This window comes from Methanobacterium spitsbergense (assembly GCF_019931065.1).
GTDB lineage: Archaea > Methanobacteriota > Methanobacteria > Methanobacteriales > Methanobacteriaceae > Methanobacterium_B > Methanobacterium_B spitsbergense.
In genome coordinates this window covers 59,660-77,071 of record NZ_JAIOUQ010000003.1, presented here as the reverse complement: position 1 = coordinate 77,071, position 17,412 = coordinate 59,660, and the positions used below count along the sequence as shown (strand labels likewise).

The following is a 17,412-nucleotide window of genomic DNA, read 5'->3' as shown; positions in this document are numbered from 1 at the left end:
TACATACAATAAATTTTTTGGCATAAATTGTAAAAAGAATTATAAAAAAATTTATCTTTTCATTTTTCCCTTATAATTGGTTTGCTTAAATGTCTTCTAGCGGAGGGTGGTGTTTCATAGAATCCCTTTTCAATATTCCGGGATATTTCAATCATTTCTTTTTTTCCATCCCTTATTTTTGTACCGCATCTTGGACATTTATAACCCTTCCCCGCGCCAGCAGATTTCATTCTTTTACCACAATCACAAATGGGGTTTAATAACTGTAAAGGTATTGCTAGTTCTAATAATTCAAATTTTTCAATATTTAATGTCCCTTTTTTATTTATTCCTTCTCCTACCCCTCCATAAATCCGTAAAATATCTTCAGGTTCAAGTTCCCTCACAAAATCCCTGAACTTTTTAGTGGGTTCATAAGCTGCACATTCTATTTCTCCAGATTCATCTTTAAGGGTGAAGATCAAATGTCCGCCTTCAATTACATGTGGTTTATCCTTTACAACCCCTTCAACTATGTAACACTGGAATTTTTCCATATTTGCTATGTTTGCGACCTTTTGTAGGTGCATATCAGTGTGTTGATTGGTTAAGTATACACAATACCTTTCCACGGGTTCTATAACTTTTACAATAGATTTTGCTTTCATTAAAATTTCAGGATTTTCACTTCGTATACCATAAAGCACAGGACACGGTGTGTGAGGTTCAATTGCAATGTATCCTTCATCTAAATTGTCAAACGTTTTAGGATAGGTATCTTTATCCATTTCTCTAACAGACTCATGGTTTATTTGTCGGGGTTTACCATAGTTTTCAGAAATTCTATATGCCAGTAATTCATAGGTTTTATCATCAAGAGGGCAGCCTATCGCAGCTAAAGCACCTATTATACCCCTTCCATTTTTGAATTTATAAAAATCAGCTCCTACTTTATTTAAAAGATTTTCTGCATCTTCTATAGAAACTATATTTCTAATGGCTTTTAATGAAAATTCCTGAAGTTCGGGAGTTATTTTATTATTATAGAACACTACTCCCGGATTTGTTCGTTCATCTTCAAGTACTGATAATTCCTGAACATTCTCTAAAACTATTTTTTTTACTTCTTCTGCTTCTTTCAATGATTTTAATTCTAATTTGAAGGATGTAGCACCATTTCCTCGTGTTTTAAATCTTGCAAATGGGTTTAAACGTATAAGTCGTGGATGCCCAGTAATGTTAAAACCACAATCTTTAAGTTTGGAGATTATAACACAAGTTATATAGGTGGTGCACATTCCTGAACTGGAATCTGTATCATCAATTCCAACGTATAATAATATATTGTTCATAATTTTCACCGGTGATTAATTTGCAGAAAGCTAACATTCCAGCTCAAAGGGATCATATCCTCATTGAGATAAATGATCTTCTTTCCAATCATGGTTTTGAAACTTCTAATATATATGATAGAAGTTGTTTTGATATGGTTGCTAGGAAGGAATTGGAACTTTTACTTCTTAAGATACTCATAAATATTGATGGCTTCACTGGTAACCAGGCAGAAGAAATAAAGAAAGTTGCAGGCTCATTTTTTGCATCACCTCTTATAGTTGGAATTAAATCTAAAAATGAATATTTAGAGGAAGATGTTGTTTATGAACGGCATGGTATTCCTGTTATTGCTAAAGATACACTTAGAAATATGATTGTTGATGAAGTTTATCCTGAAGTATTTGCAGATCGTGGCGGTTACTATGTTCAAATGGACGGTGAGGTCATAAAATCTGTTAGGGAATCTCAAAATATTTCAAGAAAGGATTTAGCAGATAAAGCGCATGTTTCGAGGGAAACAATTTATAAATATGAGAGAGGAATGGTGAGGGCATTTCCCGAAACAGCTATGATGCTTGAAAGTATTCTAAACATGAAGATAACACTTTCAGTTAATTTATTAAGGGCTCCAGACTTTGATAAAGATAAAACTCAAATTTCAGATCATTCTAAAACCAATGCTCCGTTAAATATTGAAATTCAACCCAATTTAGCAAATCTTGGCTTTGGAATCATATCCACAACTAGAACACCATTCGATGCTCTTGCCAAACAGAAATCTGAGAAAAAGACTTCAAAAGAAGATAGTACAGTTATAACAAATATGGAGAAAAATAGAAACCAACAAGCACTCAAAAAAATGGCTTTAAATGTGAAGGATCTTTCTGAAATCACAGGGTCAGATGCGGTGTTTTTATTAAAAGGTAAAAAACCTTTAAAATGCATTGAAGGAATACCAGTTGTACATAACTGGGAAATAAAAGAAATGGAAAATTCAAAAGAGTTTTTAAATGTTGTAAGGGAACGTAGGGATTGTAATTAAATATAATTAATTTAATCCATAAACCAAAATAATTTTCAAGTATTAATATACAAAATCTTATTACATAACAAATTCATACTATCAAAAATTTATTCTCCCAAATTCGGTTTTAAATATCTATAACTGATTTTGAAAAATTAAATATTAATATCCATTATTATAGTCATTTGATTTTTTTGAGCTAATTCATACACATTATTCCATACTTATCATTTGATTATTAATATGAAAATTAAAAAATTCTATCTAACTAAATTTTATTCTTCTATTAGACTAGAATGAATATTATGGCATATGAGAACAGATACTTTTTCTGCAGTTTTTTTAAAGTTTATCGATTATTGAAATATTTATTCTACCGTAGCATCAGAATGTTTAATTTTCTTCATGCCATAATTTTAAATAACCTTTGGATTTGATTTAGGATGATCAGTATCTGGAATAATAACTGGGTTTTCATTCAAATTATATGCTTTCTTCTCAAAACAAATTATATCAATTTTTGTGAGGCAATATCTTCTACAGTAGTATTTGGATTGAAACATCTTCCATTTTTATCTGTAAAGGATTTTAAAAACATAGTGGATTTTATTTGAATTGATTGTTCTGGACAGTAGTTAAGGCAGGCATGACAGAAAAAATAGGAGATATCATTATTCCATATAGGTTTTTTGTTGTGATTTTGATTTTACCTGATAACAAACCTTTTCACAAGTGCCACAACTAATACATTGAATCATTATAAAAATCAAGTTGTATAATCCATTAAGTATTGGAAGAAAAAGAGATAAAAGTGAAAACACAGGCATATGGGCTGTAAAATTTGTGTCATTTTCTCTATTTTTTTCTTTATTAATAACAATCTTTTGTATATGATCCCGTTTTTTTGGGACTTCAGATTCAAAATTAGCAATTTCATTTTCTGTTGCTTGATGCCAGTTCTCAAATTTAGGGTTATTACTAGCCATATTTAAATTAAAAAAAGAATCCAAATCTTTAGCTTTTTTATTTAAGATTTTTTCGAGGTCAATAAATCCTTGTGTTGACTCCCACTTCGGGTTGCTACACATAATATATTTTGTTGATTTCAAGTCAAGCTTCTTAAGAATATTTTTATTGGATATGGGGCCATAGCAAGATGAATTGGAAATATGAAACCAACTATTTCTCCAGTAGTTTTAAGATCATCCTGATTAAGAAGATTTACAATGGGCTTGTATATTGTTTCAGGAATTCTTTCCTGTAATTCCTTTGCAATGTGTAAGGAATTACCTGTTCCTGAAAAGTAATAAATTTCCGAGCTCATGGAAGATCATAAATTTATAATTCAAACAGCATTCCAAATTTATTAATCAAATCATTAATCTGTTTTTCACGGTCTTTTCTCCAGATCACAATCCCTGTTCCAATAACAATACCACCCTTAGTTTGACAGATTTTTTTCATTTGTCCAATTGCACGTGTACCACCTGTCCATTTAAATGGGGCCCCCTTTGTTACGAAACATGCAACTTTTTTAGATTGAAGTGATGTAATCTGTTGCATATAACCATTCATTGCCTTAGAAAGTGAAAATGCTTGAACAGGTGCTCCAAAAATCAATGCATCATATGCATTCACATCAGGAAGATTTTTGAATTGGATGTCTTTACTTCCCGGTGGAGTATCTCCAATAGTTATAACACGTTCTAAATTAGTTTCATGTCCATTGTCCAATAGTTTATCTTGGAGCTTCTGAGCAACAGAATAGGTATGTTCAGTTTGAGAATGGATTATAATTCCTATTTTCACTTATTATCCTCCTCATTTTGTTGTGTTGAATAGTTTCCAATCAATTTATATATAAACATTATATTTTTTATAAATAAATTTATTATTAATCAACAATAATTTTTTAATATTTTGTAATTAATTTGAAATAATGATTTACAAAAAAATTGAGAAATTAGTTTATTCCTTTAATTTGTAAATATTAAACTCATTTTTGGTTTTATATTATTTAATGGGAGGGGGGATTTGTATTTTATCGTGTATCAAATTGGGAAATGATTCATACAAACTTGAAAAAATTTTATTTAGAAGCCAAGAGAGTGAATGTTTCTTGCGCTTCTTTTTCAGAAGCAATTCCAATAGTAACAATATCCACAAAATCAGCTGTTTTTAAGTAATCAAAGGCTTCTTCAGGTTTAAGTATTCCTGCCGCAAGAATTTTTTTTGCAATTACAATTTTATTAATGCTTTTGATCATATTATTAAAATTGGTTCTTTCTTCTATTCCATAAGTATCACAGTCCATTAGATATCCTAACTTGTTAACTGGAACCATATAGAGTTCAAATAGATCAAGCACCGGTGATTTAAGTAGACTGTCTGTGATTTGAAATGGCATATGGGTAACAAGACCCGACACAATTTTTTCATCTTTAATTAATTGTAGTTTTTCTTCAATAAAATTCCAGTCTTTGTCATCTGTAATATTTGCATGAAGAAGCATTGAACTAGCCTTCAGATCAGAGAATAATTTTATGTCTTCATTTTCCTTACCTGGTCTTACTGTACCCATCACATTCATATCATACCCTGCTTCTTGAGCCCAAATAAGTGCTTCCACTACAGGAGGGTAAGGGAGTACTTGAATACCAGTTATACCCAATTCATACGATTTTTTGATTATTTTAAGTATATTTTCAGGATTATTATATAGATCAAGCTGATAAAGTCTTGCTCTGTGCCCAAATTGAGCCGCTGCAATAAAAGGAGAAGTTCCAAGAAGTGTTCTTGGAATTTCCGATTGAGATATTTTTATTTTACCTTCAAACATTCATTTACTCCACTGGCTGAGCAACGACAGCAGTACCATATGCTAAAATTTCCTGCATTATATCACTTATGGCATCAGAATCGAATCGTGCACTTATTATTGCATTTGCCCCCATATCCTGGGCATGTTGAATACATCTTTCAAGGGCTTCATTTCTTGACTGTTGCATCATCTGGACATATTCTTTTATTTCTCCTCCAAACACGGAACGTATTCCTGCTCCTATCTGTCCTCCAACACCTCTACTTCGTACAGTTAATCCATATACAAATCCTTTTGTTTCTAAAATTTCATATCCTGGTACGTAATTAGAGCTCACAATTATAAATTCATCTATAGAAACCAAACAAATACCTCCAAAATTTTTATTTAATCGGTGCTATCATTATACATCCATTTTTCTTAAGAGTTGATATATTTTTCCAATGATAATAATTTTATGAATTTAATTAATTTTCTTAAATTTTATTAAGACTGAATCATAGATTCAAATATCTATAATAATATTCAAAAATTAAATTTAAATTGAATTCAAAATCATTATTCACAATAGAATTTTATAAATGGAAGTTTTCCTATAAATTTAAACTCATTCCACTTCATATAATAATATAGGAGAACGGGAGCAGGTGAAAAGATGGATAAAAAAGTACTTATCGCTGATCAAATAAACGAAAAAGGAATAGATGAACTTAAAGATATTGCAGAAGTAGTTCCTAACTTTACAATATCAAACGAAGAGCTATTAAAAGTTATTAAGGATTTTGATGCCATAATAGTAAGAAGCAGAACTAAGGTGACCCGTGAGGTAATTGAAGCATCTGATAAGCTAAAAATAATTGCACGTGCAGGAGTTGGTGTTGACAATGTAGATGTCCAGGCAGCTACTGAACGGGGTATAATGGTTATAAATGCACCGGAATCAACTTCAATAACTGTTGCTGAACATACTATGGGTTTAATACTCGCACTCTCACGTAAAATAGCTATTGCAGATAGTTCAGTTAAAAGTGGGAAATGGGAGAAAGGCAGATTCATGGGTATTGAGCTTAATGGAAAAACTCTTGGTGTAATTGGAATGGGAAGAATTGGAAGCCAAGTAGTGACACGTTCAAAGGCATTTGGAATGGATACAATTGTTTACGACCCATATATTACAAAAAAAACAGCTTCAGAATTGGGAGTAACAGTAGTAGACCTTGAAACCCTTATAAAAGAATCTGATGTAATGACAATACACGTGCCACTTACACCAGAAACCAAATACCTCATATCAAAACCACAATTTGAGATGATGAAGGAAAATGCATTTATAGTTAACTGTGCAAGAGGAGGAATTATTAACGAAGATGATCTATACGATGCTCTTTCAACTGATGAAATAAGGGGAGCAGGGCTTGATGTATTTGAAAATGAACCTCCAAAAAACAGTAAATTATTGGAACTTGATAATGTAGTATTAACTCCACATATTGCAGCGTCAACATCTGAAGCTCAGAGAGATGCTGCCATAATTGTAGCTAATGAGATAAAAAAAGTTTTCAAAGGGATATCTCCCAAAAATGTAATCAACATGCCTGTACTTGACCCTGAAACCTTTAATTTAATAAAACCATACTTTGCGCTCATAGAAAAGATTGGAAAGTTCATGATACAAACAGCCAAGGGTAATATCAACGAAATAGATGTAACTTACTGTGGAGAGCTTTCTGAATTCCCAAAACATGATATTTTAACTAGAATGATACTTCAAGAAGTTTTAAATCCAATTCTAAACGAGCCAGTTAACCTTGTGAATGCAACCACAGTTGCTGAAAATAGAGGTATAATTGTAACTGAAGGAAAAAGATACGATGCTAAAGGTTACAAAAGCTTAATAAAGGTTGAAATGAAATCGGATTACAACGATGTAAGTGTGGAAGGAATATTTACTCATCAACAGCCAAGAATAGTCATGATAAATGGTTATAAGGTTGATGTTGAACCTGAAGGTACCATGTTGATTTCAAAGTACAAGGATAAACCTGGAATAATAGGCTCAATCGGTACAAAAATAGGTGAACATAATATAAACATAGCTAAAATGCAAGTTGGTAGAAAGGAACTTGGCGGTGAAGCGGTAATGGTTCTTAAAGTAGACCAAATAGTTCCAGAATTTGTGATATTAGAAATTAAAAAGCTTGAAGATGTCCATGATGCTGTGGCTGTTAATCTTTAAGATAAAATATTCTTTTAATTTTTATTTTTGGCCAAAAAAAGAAGATTTATTTATACAATTGTATAGTTAACAAGATCTCCATAACTATCATATGTACGTATACTTTCATCATTGTAGGGTTGAGCAATAATTATATGGAAATAACCCCTTTTTGAGAAGAATTGTAGATCTGCTTCAGAAGGTTGAGCACTGTAACCAGGGTGGCTGTGAACAGAACCTACAGCATCCGATAACATGGGCATCATAAATATTTCCATCACAGCACCAGATTCTGATGCAGCTCCTGGAAGGAAAATAAGGCCATCTATTTTTAGAATATTATCTTTAATTTTTCCCTGAAGCATTGCACTGAATTCATTGGGATAAGATTCCTTTGCAATATCAATTATTTCTTCTATCAATTCATGGTCAATGTGTACTACTGAAAATTTCTTCTTTTCTAATCCGAACATTTTATGATCCCTTCCAATTTTGAAAATATAATCATGGATTATAGAATTATAATAAACTCATTGAATTTGATTGAAAAATTCTTTATTAAGCATTGGTAATTCCCAATCTGTATAGATCTTTAGACGTTTTGATACAACTTTTTCATTTTTTATTGGATTGTATCCATTGATTGAAACTTCTTTTTTATATATTCCAATACCCCTTCTCTGCCATAGGGGTATTTCAGACATATTTACTCCTCTTTCAAAGAGAATTTCATGAAGGTCACTGCTATTTTTTTTATTCAAAATTTCAACTGTATGCGATTTACTGAATTCTTTTCTGAGTTTCCAGTAACTGTAACCATTCAAGCAGTTTCGCCATGCTTCGTTTTGCCTATTTTTGAAATATTCAACGATTCCCTGGCCAGAAAGGGGTAATACTCTGGAATCAAATGATATTGGTTTAATGTTTTGCTCAGAAGTAGGATAATCCTTGAAATATTTAATTAAATTTTTAGTGAAAGATCCGGACATAAAACTGGCAAACACAGAGTCGAGTTTTTCAACACGACCGTTGAATGGAACCTCAGACAGCAGAATATTGATTTCATCTGAAAAGGTAAATATAAACTGAGGACTGAATTCCATGAAAAAATCATTGCATACATTAACCATTAAATTTGCAAAATGAGGATCGTAGGGCCTTTCAAGTTTCAGATCATTAGATAGTTTTGAAAAATTTCTCCCATCGGCCCTTATAACAATTTTTGAACCACAGGGAACTCTTAAATTTGAAAATATCTCACATTCCTTCATTTTGTAACCAGTTTAATTCATATAATTTTTATAATTCACAGTGAAATTATGGCATCAGTATGATAAATAAATTCTGAAAAGAATAAAATAGAATATAATAAATGTTATTTAAACATTATTTTAAAATATTAATATATAATCATGTTCCTATTCTTAATGTTTCATTTAAACTTTTTAACAGCTTTATAGCAGAATAGGCAGCCATAACACTTGTTTTAGGATTTATTGCACATCTAACGTTTTGAGTTATGGTTGTTATATCTCCAAAATCTCCTACAACATGCACTTCATGCATATTCCTGTCAACTGAGGGATCTGCTATAATTTTAACATCAATTTCTCTTCCACATGCAAGACTGAGTGCTGCAGCAACATTTATATTCATAGGAAACTTTAAAACAGCATCTCCAGCTTTTCCCTCGTATAGAATAGTTTCTTCATCTGCTGAAACCCCTAAAGATCTAGGAGGTTTTCTGGTTACCAGTGTTGCACTTTGTATTTTCCCGATTGAAGCAGCTTTAATACCATCAAGTCCTACTATTGCCCCGGATGGTGCATATATTTTTGCATTGTTCTGTGCAGCCAATGTTTTAAGTTTTTCCCTAAGTTTCGGATCCATCAAAGCGCCAATGCTCATGATAATAATATCAACACCATGTTCAAGCACTTGTGGTACTGTTTCTGAAACTGCTTGGGGTGAAGCAGCTTCAATCACAAGATCAACTTTGTCCAGCATATTATTTATGTCAAGTACAACAGTTCCGTCAACCTGTGATGCTAGGTTTTCAGCCCGTTCCATATCTCTATCATAAAAATATTTCAGATCAACACCGAGCTTGCCTTCAACTGCAAAATTAGTTATAATGTTAGCTATGGCGCCACATCCGAGGATACCAACCTTCATATCAGTCTTCCTATAGTTGTGGATTACTTACAGGGGTTTCCACTATTTCTGGACTTATTAATAAGATATCCCCAACAGCTTGAACTCGTTCATATGGTATTTCTATACTTCCTTCCTCTTTGAGAGGTCGAATTTCATCCCCTTCTGGAACAATTCTTATGCTGGTTTTTATTACGTCTTTTATTCCGACACTTTTTTTATCAGGTTTCATTGCTGTTGTTTTTAAGATGGATACCCTGCCTTTCTTAATGTTCAATACAACGTCCTGAATTCTTCCAACGTATTTTCCGCGTGTTGTGTATACATCTAAATTGTACAGGCTTGATAAATCTACCATTACTACCACCTATTCTTTATTATGGCAAGTACATACTAAAGAAGATTGCCATTTTATCTTTTCAAAGTCTCAATCAAATTCATTAACTAATATAAATTTAAATCCCTCTATATACTTAAACCTTACGACGAATAAGTCAATAACTCCATTTTCAGAACTTAACAAATAAAAAACAGAATTCCATTTGAGATTTAATAAATCGTGAATTTCATATAAAAAATTGGTTTACAAATTAATTTTATTAATTAATTTTAATTTTCACTTCGATTTTTAAAATATATACAATGTATAGGATTTCCAGGACCTTTGGGATGTCTGCATGAAATGTTTATTTGCTTCATATCTGCTACAACAACTTCACATTTAAAAAGACAATAATTACACTTGTCTGAACATGAAATGATAATAAAATCATCGTAATTATCAGCTTGGAATTCTTTCATTATTGACACCGAAAATTTTTGAATATATCATTTATACCTATTTCTATCGCCCATTTCAAGTTACTTAAATATTTCAGAGAACATTATAGTTTATTTAGTTTGCGTATCAAGAGAATGCCATAAAAATAAAATAAGGTTAAAATCAAAATAAATCAAAATTATCTGGATAAATTCCTAAAGCTTTAGAGAATTTTATTCATATATTATAATATTTACCAGGTGAAAAAATGTGGGATACAAGTAAGGATTATAGATTACGTGTTTTAGAAAAATCAGTTGAATTATTCATAAAAACAGCTGAAGGTGCGAATTTAAAAGGTATATGGAATAAAAAGAAATGTTTAACAACTGCTAGGGCCATGTTGCCCGAGATACAAGTTATGTACTTCTCATATATGGAACCAGAAGATCTTGCAAATTCTAAACAAATAGAGAGTATGAAACAACAAGTAAAAGAGATAAAAGAGGCTCTCGGCGGGGATCACTGGCACCTTCAGTTTTTAAAGCTTGTAACTAAGGATGAGAAGGTAAAACTTCAAGAATCCATAGCTAAAATGAAATTTGCTTTGAACACCATTTCAACTGTAAACAAGCGTTTATCTCTTGGACCCATAAATGATCCTGTTATTGGTATAGACATCAAAACAGGAGAAATAGTAAGTATTCAAAAGTTGGATAAATTATTGGTATGCAACGTTAATTTTGGAGACACAGCATTAACTGTTGTTACCAATGATTTGACAGTTAAAGAGGGAAACAGGGTGGGAGTTGCAATTTTACCTCCATCGGTTTTTATGGGAGTTGCAAGTGAAGGAATGTTTCTTGGCTCGGGTAATGGTGTTCTTAAAGAAGTTGAAGGAGATTTAGGTGAAATGCCTCGTGGAATTCCTCTAGACTCGCTTAATGAAACCCGAAACTTAGTTGAGACTTTTTTAAAATAGATATTCTGCCTTTTTTAAATAGATTCTTTTTTTTAAAATTATCAAATAGAAAATAATTAATGTAAGATTGTCCACAAATAGAAACATGGTTAAAATTGATTTTTATGGTGGAGTGGACGAAATAGGTGGAAATAAAATATTATTAGGCTCTAATTTTACATCAATATTCTTAGACTTTGGAATGAGCTTTAATAAAGCCAATGATTACTTTTCAGAATTTCTTCAACCCCGTAAGGGCAATGGGATCATGGATTTTATTGAGATGGGACTTTTACCTAAGATAAAGGGAGTCTACAGGGATGATTATCTTCGCCATTGTGGATTAAACTCTTTGAAAAAGCCTTCAGTACAAGGGCTTTTATTAAGTCATGCACATATGGATCATTCGGCTTATATACATCATTTGCGTCATGATATACCTCTTTACATGACAGAGGAGTCCCAGTTAATTCTTAAGGTTTTAGAAGATACTAGTGTTATTTCATTTGGTGAAACACTTGAATATAAGCAAACCTTTCATTTCACACCAAAAAAACGGGTAGAAGGTTTTAAAAGACTTACTGGAAAGGATGCTAGGATTGAAAGGGAATTGAATATTGTAAAACCATATAAAAACTTTGAAATAGGTGATTTCACAATTAAAAGCGCTCCTGTTGATCATTCACTTCCTGGAGCTACTGGTTTCATAATTGAAGATAACAAAGAAACATTGGTTTACACTGGAGATCTTAGATTTCATGGTAGAAAACCGGAAATTACAAAAAAATTTGTTAAAGAATCAAAAAAAGCCAATCCCCATGTAATGATATCTGAAGGTACAAGAATTGATAACCCAAGTACAGAAACAGAGGAAGACATAGAAATTAAAGCTAAAACTCTCATATCAGGTTTTAATGGTCTAGTTATTGTCAATTTTCCAGTCAGAGATCTTGATAGGCTTTTAACATTTTATAAAGTGGCCAGAGAAACAGATAGAATTCTTGTTGTCAATTTGAAACAGGCATACATGCTTAAACTTTTCAGTGGCAGGGGATATCCTGAGCTAAAAGATGTAGGTGTATATGTACCTAAAAGAGGTTGGGGGTTAATTGGTGACGATTCTTTTGTTTGTTGGGATGGTAAATGGTTATGTGGATCAGAGATAGATGAATCCCAGAGATCTTCTGATTTCAAGAATTGGGAAAGAGAGTTTATTGAAGGGGACAATACTGTAAACTACATGGATCTTCGTAAAGATCCTGAAAAATATTTATTTAGATGTGATTTCTTCGAACTAAAGGAATTAATAGATGTAAAACCGGAAAAAGCCATCTATATTAAATCGGTTACAGAACCCTTTGATGATGAAATGGAATTTGATGAAAAACGTGTAAACAACTGGTTAAAACATTTTAATTTGTGTCCGGTGTACAAAATGCATGTTTCTGGCCATGCATCAGGGCCAGAGTTACTTGAGATGATAAGGGATGTACATCCGGAAATCCTCTATCCTATCCATACAGAGAACAAAGAGCTTTTCAAAGTACTTGAAGAAGATGGTATAAAAGTTGTATATCCTCATCAATCAAAAAAATTATGAAAATAAAAAGAAATTTCATCCAAAAATTACTAATTTTGTTTTAGTCATGTCTTCAACAGCATATTTAACTCCTTCTTTACCCATTCCGCTCATTTTAAATCCTCCAAAAGGCATATTGTCAGTTCTAAACGTTGGTTGTCTATTAATTATAACACTTCCTGCTTCAATTGTTCTTGCTGCTTTGAGTGCATTTTCAATACTTCCAGTAAATACTCCTGCTTGGAGTCCATATTTGGAATCATTTGCAACTTCAAATGCTTCATCAACACTTTGAACCCTTATTAATGGGGCTATAGGTCCAAATGTTTCATTTCTAACAATTTTCATATTGGAGGTAACATGATCTAGAATTGTAGGTGAGTAAAATAAACCATTTCGTTTTCCACCCAATAAAAGCTCAGCACCGTTATTTAATGCATCATCAACTAATGTGCTGACTTTTATGGCTGCATCTTCATCAATTAAGGGTCCTATATCTGTTTTTATTTCAATTGGATTTCCCATATTCAATTTGCTGGTTTCAGAAACTAATTTATTTATGAATTCATCTGCTACATTTTCATGTAGTATTATACGTTTAACAGCTATACATACCTGTCCTGCATTTAGAAATGATCCGCTCACAGCTGCTGTGACTGCTTTATTAATATTTGCATCTTCCAAAATAATTAATGGGTCGTTTCCACCTAATTCGAGATTAATCTTCTTCATTCCTGCCTTATTTGAAATTGAAATGCCTGTTTCAACACTTCCTGTAAATGATATTTTGTCAACCAGTGGGCTCAACACCATTTCATTTCCAATAATTCTACTGTATCCTGTTACAGCATTTAAAACACCATCTGGAAGGTGACTAGCCATAATTTGGGCGAGCTTCAAAGCAGCTAATGGGGCTTTTATCGAAGGTTTTAAAATAACAGTATTCTTTGCTGCGATTGCCGGGGCTATTTTGTGAATTGCAAGGTTTACAGGGTAGTTAAATGGTGTTATTGCGGATACGACTCCTAGTGGTACTTTTATTGTAAATCCTAGAGTTGTTCTGCCGCCAATACAAGCATCCATTGGCACGGTTTCGCCATATATTCTTTTAGATTCTTCTGCAGATAGTAAAATAGTTTCTACAGATCTTTTAATTTCATCTTTTGAATCTTTTATTGGTTTACCAGTTTCAAGTGTTATAAGTTCAGCAAGACTATTTGAATTTTTTAACACATCTTCGTAGATATTGTACAGGATCCTGGATACTTTACGTGAAGACATTTCTTTAATATCTTTTTTTGCATCATTAGCAGCCTTTAATGCATTTTTGATATCTTCACTACTTCCTGAGGGGACAGTATCAACCATTTGGTTGTTTGCAGGGTTTATTACATCAATTTTATCGTCTTTATCGATTAATTTTCCATTAATTACCATTTTCATATAATGGACCCTCCTAAAATGATGATTTTGTGTTTAAACAAATGGTTTGGGTTTTTGGTTAAATAAAAGTTAAAAAAAATAATTTACTGATTTGAAAATGTGAATTTAATTATATAATTTTAAATCAGCTGAATTTATTACTGAGGTCGTTAATTTTGTTGTTTACGTTCTGGAGATCTGTATTAGTTATTCCATTTCCAAGACCAGACAAGTAATTCTTATAGAAAAGAGCAGCCACAATTGCAATTACTATAATACCCCCAAATAACAAGACTAGTTCTGCTGAACTTTGTGCTGCTTCCTCATTTATAATATCCATATTTCCACCCACCAATACTCTTATTAAAATCCTATGATCAACATTCCAAAGGTTTTTATTACGTAGAAAATACCATAAGCGACAGGAACAAGGACAAGTGCAAATTTCACACCCTTCCTTGCACTACCATAAAGTACAATACCAATTAAAAGACCTGCTATTATAGAGTGAATAATAATATATCCACTTGCAGATAGGGTTGCTGCATCAAGTAATGGATTATGTTTACCAAGGGATTCAATGAAATTAGAATATATCATTATCATACCAAGTGCAAATGGTGCTGCTACTATAGCTGATATAATCAAGAACATAACCGACATCATAACATTTGCTTTTCGTTCACGTTTCAAAGCCAGTACTGACCTTAAATCCTCTGCAACTGTTTCAATAACATCTGATAGGCTTCCTCCGACTCTTTTACCTTCAAGAATCATCCTAAATGTTCGATCAAGGGTTTTTGATTTTAATCTTTCCCCCATTGAAAGAAGGGCGTCATCGAATGTACTACCAATTTTTATTTCAATAACTGCTCTTTTAAGCTCATCAGTCAGCGGTCCTGCGCCTTGTTTTGATATGTCCTCTAATGCTGTTTCAATACCAACACCAGCCCTTAATAAGGAGGCAATTTGTCTTAAAAAATCAGGTGTAGTTTGTTCAATGGCATCAACTCTACGTTCCATTGAAAAGAATAACCAACCGAAAACTATGGCAGTTGGTGTTACAATACCCACAACTAATCCAATGATTGGATTAATTCCGATCACAATGAAAAGAATCAGTCCAAGAACACCAAATAATAAACCTCCGAGTAGCATCAACGTCAAAAGATCTGATGCTTTAACATACATTCCTGATCTTATGAGATTTTCCTGTATTAAAACAACATATCTCTCGGGTATAACGTTGTCAAGGCCTCTTGAAATTGGTGATAATGCCGGGGGTATAATTGCCATTTTTTCCACCTTTTATAATGATTTACTATTTTTAACTATATCCATATATAGGTTGCTGATTATTTAGTTATAAAAATTTCAAAATTATTAAATATAAATCATCTAAAATTTATTAAAAGCTTAACTTTGCTTTAGTTTTGTTTAAAACTGTGGCACGATTTTTTATTAGAATCATATCTTCTATTCGAATACCAAATTCTCCTTCCAAATAAATACCCGGTTCAACAGTGACCACCATGTCCTTTTCAAGTATACCTTCATCATTTTTTGATAAAGAAGGTTTTTCATGAATTTCAAGTCCCACACCATGACCTGTTGAATGGATAAAAGCATCACCATACCCATATTCTGTTATAACCTCTCTGGCAATATTATCTATCTCTGAAGATTTTACTCCGGGTTTTATGGATTTAATTGCAGTTTGCTGTGCTTCCAATACTATGTTAAATATTTCCTCCTGTTTTTCTGTTTCGATAATTGTTCTAGTTGTATCTGAGGAATAATTATTGTAAACCGCACCCCAATCTATTAATATTGGATATTCAACTTCATTTTTTGTTGGGGAACCATGTGGAAGGCTTGATCTGGATCCGGATGCCACAATAGTTTCAAAAGATGCTCTTTCAGAATCATTAATTCTCATATTATATTCAAGCTGAGCAGCTAACTCCACTTCAGTACCTGAAAATTCCAATTCCAATAATGATTTTTCAGCTATTTGAAGGGCTTTTTCAATATTTTCAACTTCCCATTTAGATTTAACAGCTCTTGAAATTTCTACAATATCTGTTGTTTCAAGTTCAAAATCTCCAGTAAGTTTTTTATACGTTTCAACGTTCATAGAATTTTCAATTCCAATTTTACCTTCCAAATAATTCTTTACATCCTTAAATTCTTTGTAAACTTCTAGATTAACCAATGATCTTCCAGATGCATCTTCCCGATCAATTTTGGATGCCAGAAGAACAGGATTATCCTTTAATATCAAGATCGAAGAACTTGAAGGTCTGAATCCGGTTAAATATCTTATATTCTCCGGTTTTAATACTATCATGGAATCTATATTCTCTTTGTGCATTGATTCAATAACTTGTTTCAATTTGGTATTCATTAGATCTCCTCATTTTTTTTAGAAAATTAATATAAATTAAATTTTATCATTTGAGATAGGTTCTTATGTCATTTACCATTTTTTCCATAACTTCCTCAGGAATTTCCCTTATTATCGGTTGGGGAATATATCCAAAGTCAGGATCTTCAAATTTAATACCATTAAATTCAGTTTCAAGCTCATATCTGGGAATCAAATGCCAGTGAACTTCTGGATGAGGATTTTCTACCCTAAATGCTGCATTTTTGAAGCAGCTCCAATTGAAAAGTGTTGGTTTGAAGATATTATACAAAACAGATTCCATTTCTTTGACTATTTTGGAAAATTCAATCCACTCAACATCTTTAAGTTCTGATAAATTACTACAATGTCTTTTAATTGCAATTACACATGTTCCCATATACCTCTGACTTGGGGCAAGAAAAATTTTCCAATTGGGTTTTTCTAATATGAGTTTACCATATCCTCCTTTTCCACAGTATTCACATGCCATTTTATCACTTCTAATCCCATTGTTGTATTCAAGTTTTATTTAAATTCGAATTTCATTTCAATAATTGGATGATAATTATTATATGCTCACGATCTTATGATTTAATATGGTCTGAGATAATATTTTTATAGAATTCCCATGTGATATGATAATGACATGGTTTATAATTATGAATAATCTAGTTGTAAGAGATGGGAATTGGGCTTTCTAAAAAACATTGTTTTTGGGAAATAAATTAAGATTTTGGTTAATTAAAATTAGT

At 32.1% G+C, this 17,412-nt stretch carries 20 protein-coding genes; 4 read left to right on the top strand and 16 right to left on the bottom strand.

The features are described from left to right. Window positions 1-59: 59 nt before the first annotated feature. Window positions 60-1,331, bottom strand: a complete 1,272-nt coding sequence (locus K8N75_RS01455; RefSeq protein ID WP_223790393.1) for a tRNA(Ile)(2)-agmatinylcytidine synthase — start codon at window positions 1,329-1,331, stop codon at window positions 60-62. A 20-nt stretch (window positions 1,332-1,351) separates the two neighbouring features. Here K8N75_RS01455 and K8N75_RS01450 point away from each other — a divergent pair, with 20 nt between their 5' ends. Further along, window positions 1,352-2,356: a transcriptional regulator gene (locus tag K8N75_RS01450; RefSeq protein WP_223790392.1), complete on the top strand. Its 1,005-nt coding sequence runs from the start codon at window positions 1,352-1,354 to the stop codon at window positions 2,354-2,356. A gap of 653 nt (window positions 2,357-3,009) precedes the next feature. Here the strand turns inward: K8N75_RS01450 and K8N75_RS01445 are convergent. The 5 genes from K8N75_RS01445 to K8N75_RS01425 form a co-directional block, all read right to left on the bottom strand. Further along, entirely contained in the window at window positions 3,010-3,447 is a 438-nt protein-coding gene (locus K8N75_RS01445) for a hypothetical protein (protein ID WP_223790391.1), read from the bottom strand. Further along, window positions 3,444-3,662, bottom strand: coding sequence for a hypothetical protein (locus K8N75_RS01440; protein WP_223790390.1), 219 nt, complete (start codon window positions 3,660-3,662; stop codon window positions 3,444-3,446). The genes K8N75_RS01445 and K8N75_RS01440 overlap by 4 nt, the downstream gene beginning before the upstream one ends. A 14-nt stretch (window positions 3,663-3,676) precedes the next feature. Continuing rightward, window positions 3,677-4,147: an NAD(P)H-dependent oxidoreductase gene (locus tag K8N75_RS01435; RefSeq protein ID WP_223790389.1), complete on the bottom strand. Its 471-nt coding sequence runs from the start codon at window positions 4,145-4,147 to the stop codon at window positions 3,677-3,679. Window positions 4,148-4,427: 280 nt separating this feature from the next. Beyond that, window positions 4,428-5,177 carry a hypothetical protein gene (locus K8N75_RS01430; RefSeq protein ID WP_223790388.1) on the bottom strand — a complete coding sequence of 250 codons (750 nt, stop codon included), beginning with the start codon at window positions 5,175-5,177 and terminating at the stop codon, window positions 4,428-4,430. Between the two features lie 4 nt (window positions 5,178-5,181). Further along, window positions 5,182-5,523, bottom strand: a complete 342-nt coding sequence (locus tag K8N75_RS01425; RefSeq protein ID WP_223790387.1) for a heavy metal-binding domain-containing protein — start codon at window positions 5,521-5,523, stop codon at window positions 5,182-5,184. Window positions 5,524-5,814: 291 nt separating this feature from the next. On the opposite strand from K8N75_RS01425, the gene serA reads away from it, so the two are divergent. Next, entirely contained in the window at window positions 5,815-7,395 is a 1,581-nt protein-coding gene (gene serA, locus K8N75_RS01420) for a phosphoglycerate dehydrogenase (RefSeq protein ID WP_223790386.1), read from the top strand. Between the two features lie 50 nt (window positions 7,396-7,445). Here serA and K8N75_RS01415 read toward each other — a convergent pair whose 3' ends face one another. The 5 genes from K8N75_RS01415 to K8N75_RS01395 form a co-directional block, all read right to left on the bottom strand. After that, window positions 7,446-7,847 (bottom strand): Mov34/MPN/PAD-1 family protein, encoded by a 402-nt coding sequence (locus tag K8N75_RS01415; RefSeq protein ID WP_223790385.1) that lies wholly within the window; start codon window positions 7,845-7,847, stop codon window positions 7,446-7,448. 57 nt (window positions 7,848-7,904) lie between these two features. Further along, complete coding sequence (locus tag K8N75_RS01410; protein WP_223790384.1) at window positions 7,905-8,645, bottom strand: tRNA(His) guanylyltransferase Thg1 family protein; 741 nt, start codon at window positions 8,643-8,645, stop codon at window positions 7,905-7,907. Window positions 8,646-8,784: 139 nt separating this feature from the next. Then, window positions 8,785-9,549: an aspartate dehydrogenase gene (locus tag K8N75_RS01405; protein WP_048191488.1), complete on the bottom strand. Its 765-nt coding sequence runs from the start codon at window positions 9,547-9,549 to the stop codon at window positions 8,785-8,787. Window positions 9,550-9,559: 10 nt separating this feature from the next. Then, on the bottom strand, window positions 9,560-9,886 hold the full coding sequence (locus K8N75_RS01400; protein ID WP_048191485.1) for a PRC-barrel domain-containing protein: 327 nt from the start codon (window positions 9,884-9,886) through the stop codon (window positions 9,560-9,562). A gap of 251 nt (window positions 9,887-10,137) precedes the next feature. Continuing rightward, window positions 10,138-10,329 (bottom strand): hypothetical protein, encoded by a 192-nt coding sequence (locus K8N75_RS01395; RefSeq protein ID WP_223790383.1) that lies wholly within the window; start codon window positions 10,327-10,329, stop codon window positions 10,138-10,140. A gap of 227 nt (window positions 10,330-10,556) precedes the next feature. On the opposite strand from K8N75_RS01395, the gene K8N75_RS01390 reads away from it, so the two are divergent. Further along, window positions 10,557-11,270, top strand: a complete 714-nt coding sequence (locus K8N75_RS01390) for a tRNA-binding protein (protein ID WP_223790382.1) — start codon at window positions 10,557-10,559, stop codon at window positions 11,268-11,270. A 112-nt stretch (window positions 11,271-11,382) separates the two neighbouring features. Beyond that, on the top strand, window positions 11,383-12,849 hold the full coding sequence (locus K8N75_RS01385) for an MBL fold metallo-hydrolase (protein ID WP_223790381.1): 1,467 nt from the start codon (window positions 11,383-11,385) through the stop codon (window positions 12,847-12,849). Window positions 12,850-12,864: 15 nt separating this feature from the next. Here K8N75_RS01385 and K8N75_RS01380 read toward each other — a convergent pair whose 3' ends face one another. From K8N75_RS01380 to K8N75_RS01360, 5 genes are all read right to left on the bottom strand, one after another. Continuing rightward, the gene (locus tag K8N75_RS01380) at window positions 12,865-14,271 is read right to left on the bottom strand and encodes a lactaldehyde dehydrogenase (protein ID WP_223790380.1); all 1,407 of its coding nucleotides are present in this window, start codon (window positions 14,269-14,271) and stop codon (window positions 12,865-12,867) included. Window positions 14,272-14,395: 124 nt separating this feature from the next. Further along, window positions 14,396-14,590, bottom strand: a complete 195-nt coding sequence (locus K8N75_RS01375) for a class III signal peptide-containing protein (RefSeq protein ID WP_223790379.1) — start codon at window positions 14,588-14,590, stop codon at window positions 14,396-14,398. A 23-nt stretch (window positions 14,591-14,613) separates the two neighbouring features. Next, on the bottom strand, window positions 14,614-15,546 hold the full coding sequence (locus K8N75_RS01370) for a type II secretion system F family protein (protein ID WP_223790378.1): 933 nt from the start codon (window positions 15,544-15,546) through the stop codon (window positions 14,614-14,616). A 112-nt stretch (window positions 15,547-15,658) separates the two neighbouring features. Then, window positions 15,659-16,657 (bottom strand): M24 family metallopeptidase, encoded by a 999-nt coding sequence (locus K8N75_RS01365; RefSeq protein ID WP_223790377.1) that lies wholly within the window; start codon window positions 16,655-16,657, stop codon window positions 15,659-15,661. A 46-nt stretch (window positions 16,658-16,703) separates the two neighbouring features. Further along, on the bottom strand, window positions 16,704-17,150 hold the full coding sequence (locus tag K8N75_RS01360; RefSeq protein WP_223790376.1) for an HIT family protein: 447 nt from the start codon (window positions 17,148-17,150) through the stop codon (window positions 16,704-16,706). Window positions 17,151-17,412: the final 262 nt, after the last annotated feature.

Coding starts and splice junctions, on each gene's coding strand:
- K8N75_RS01370 (WP_223790378.1), bottom strand. CDS start 15,546: ATGGCAATTATACCCCCGGCATTATCACCAATTTCAAGAGGCCTTGAC.
- K8N75_RS01400 (WP_048191485.1), bottom strand. CDS start 9,886: ATGGTAGATTTATCAAGCCTGTACAATTTAGATGTATACACAACACGC.
- K8N75_RS01455 (WP_223790393.1), bottom strand. CDS start 1,331: ATGAACAATATATTATTATACGTTGGAATTGATGATACAGATTCCAGT.
- K8N75_RS01365 (WP_223790377.1), bottom strand. CDS start 16,657: ATGAATACCAAATTGAAACAAGTTATTGAATCAATGCACAAAGAGAAT.
- K8N75_RS01360 (WP_223790376.1), bottom strand. CDS start 17,150: ATGGCATGTGAATACTGTGGAAAAGGAGGATATGGTAAACTCATATTA.
- K8N75_RS01430 (WP_223790388.1), bottom strand. CDS start 5,177: ATGTTTGAAGGTAAAATAAAAATATCTCAATCGGAAATTCCAAGAACA.
- K8N75_RS01390 (WP_223790382.1), top strand. CDS start 10,557: ATGTGGGATACAAGTAAGGATTATAGATTACGTGTTTTAGAAAAATCA.
- serA (WP_223790386.1), top strand. CDS start 5,815: ATGGATAAAAAAGTACTTATCGCTGATCAAATAAACGAAAAAGGAATA.
- K8N75_RS01380 (WP_223790380.1), bottom strand. CDS start 14,271: ATGAAAATGGTAATTAATGGAAAATTAATCGATAAAGACGATAAAATT.
- K8N75_RS01440 (WP_223790390.1), bottom strand. CDS start 3,662: ATGAGCTCGGAAATTTATTACTTTTCAGGAACAGGTAATTCCTTACAC.
- K8N75_RS01415 (WP_223790385.1), bottom strand. CDS start 7,847: ATGTTCGGATTAGAAAAGAAGAAATTTTCAGTAGTACACATTGACCAT.
- K8N75_RS01405 (WP_048191488.1), bottom strand. CDS start 9,549: ATGAAGGTTGGTATCCTCGGATGTGGCGCCATAGCTAACATTATAACT.
- K8N75_RS01375 (WP_223790379.1), bottom strand. CDS start 14,590: ATGGATATTATAAATGAGGAAGCAGCACAAAGTTCAGCAGAACTAGTC.
- K8N75_RS01395 (WP_223790383.1), bottom strand. CDS start 10,329: ATGAAAGAATTCCAAGCTGATAATTACGATGATTTTATTATCATTTCA.
- K8N75_RS01410 (WP_223790384.1), bottom strand. CDS start 8,645: ATGAAGGAATGTGAGATATTTTCAAATTTAAGAGTTCCCTGTGGTTCA.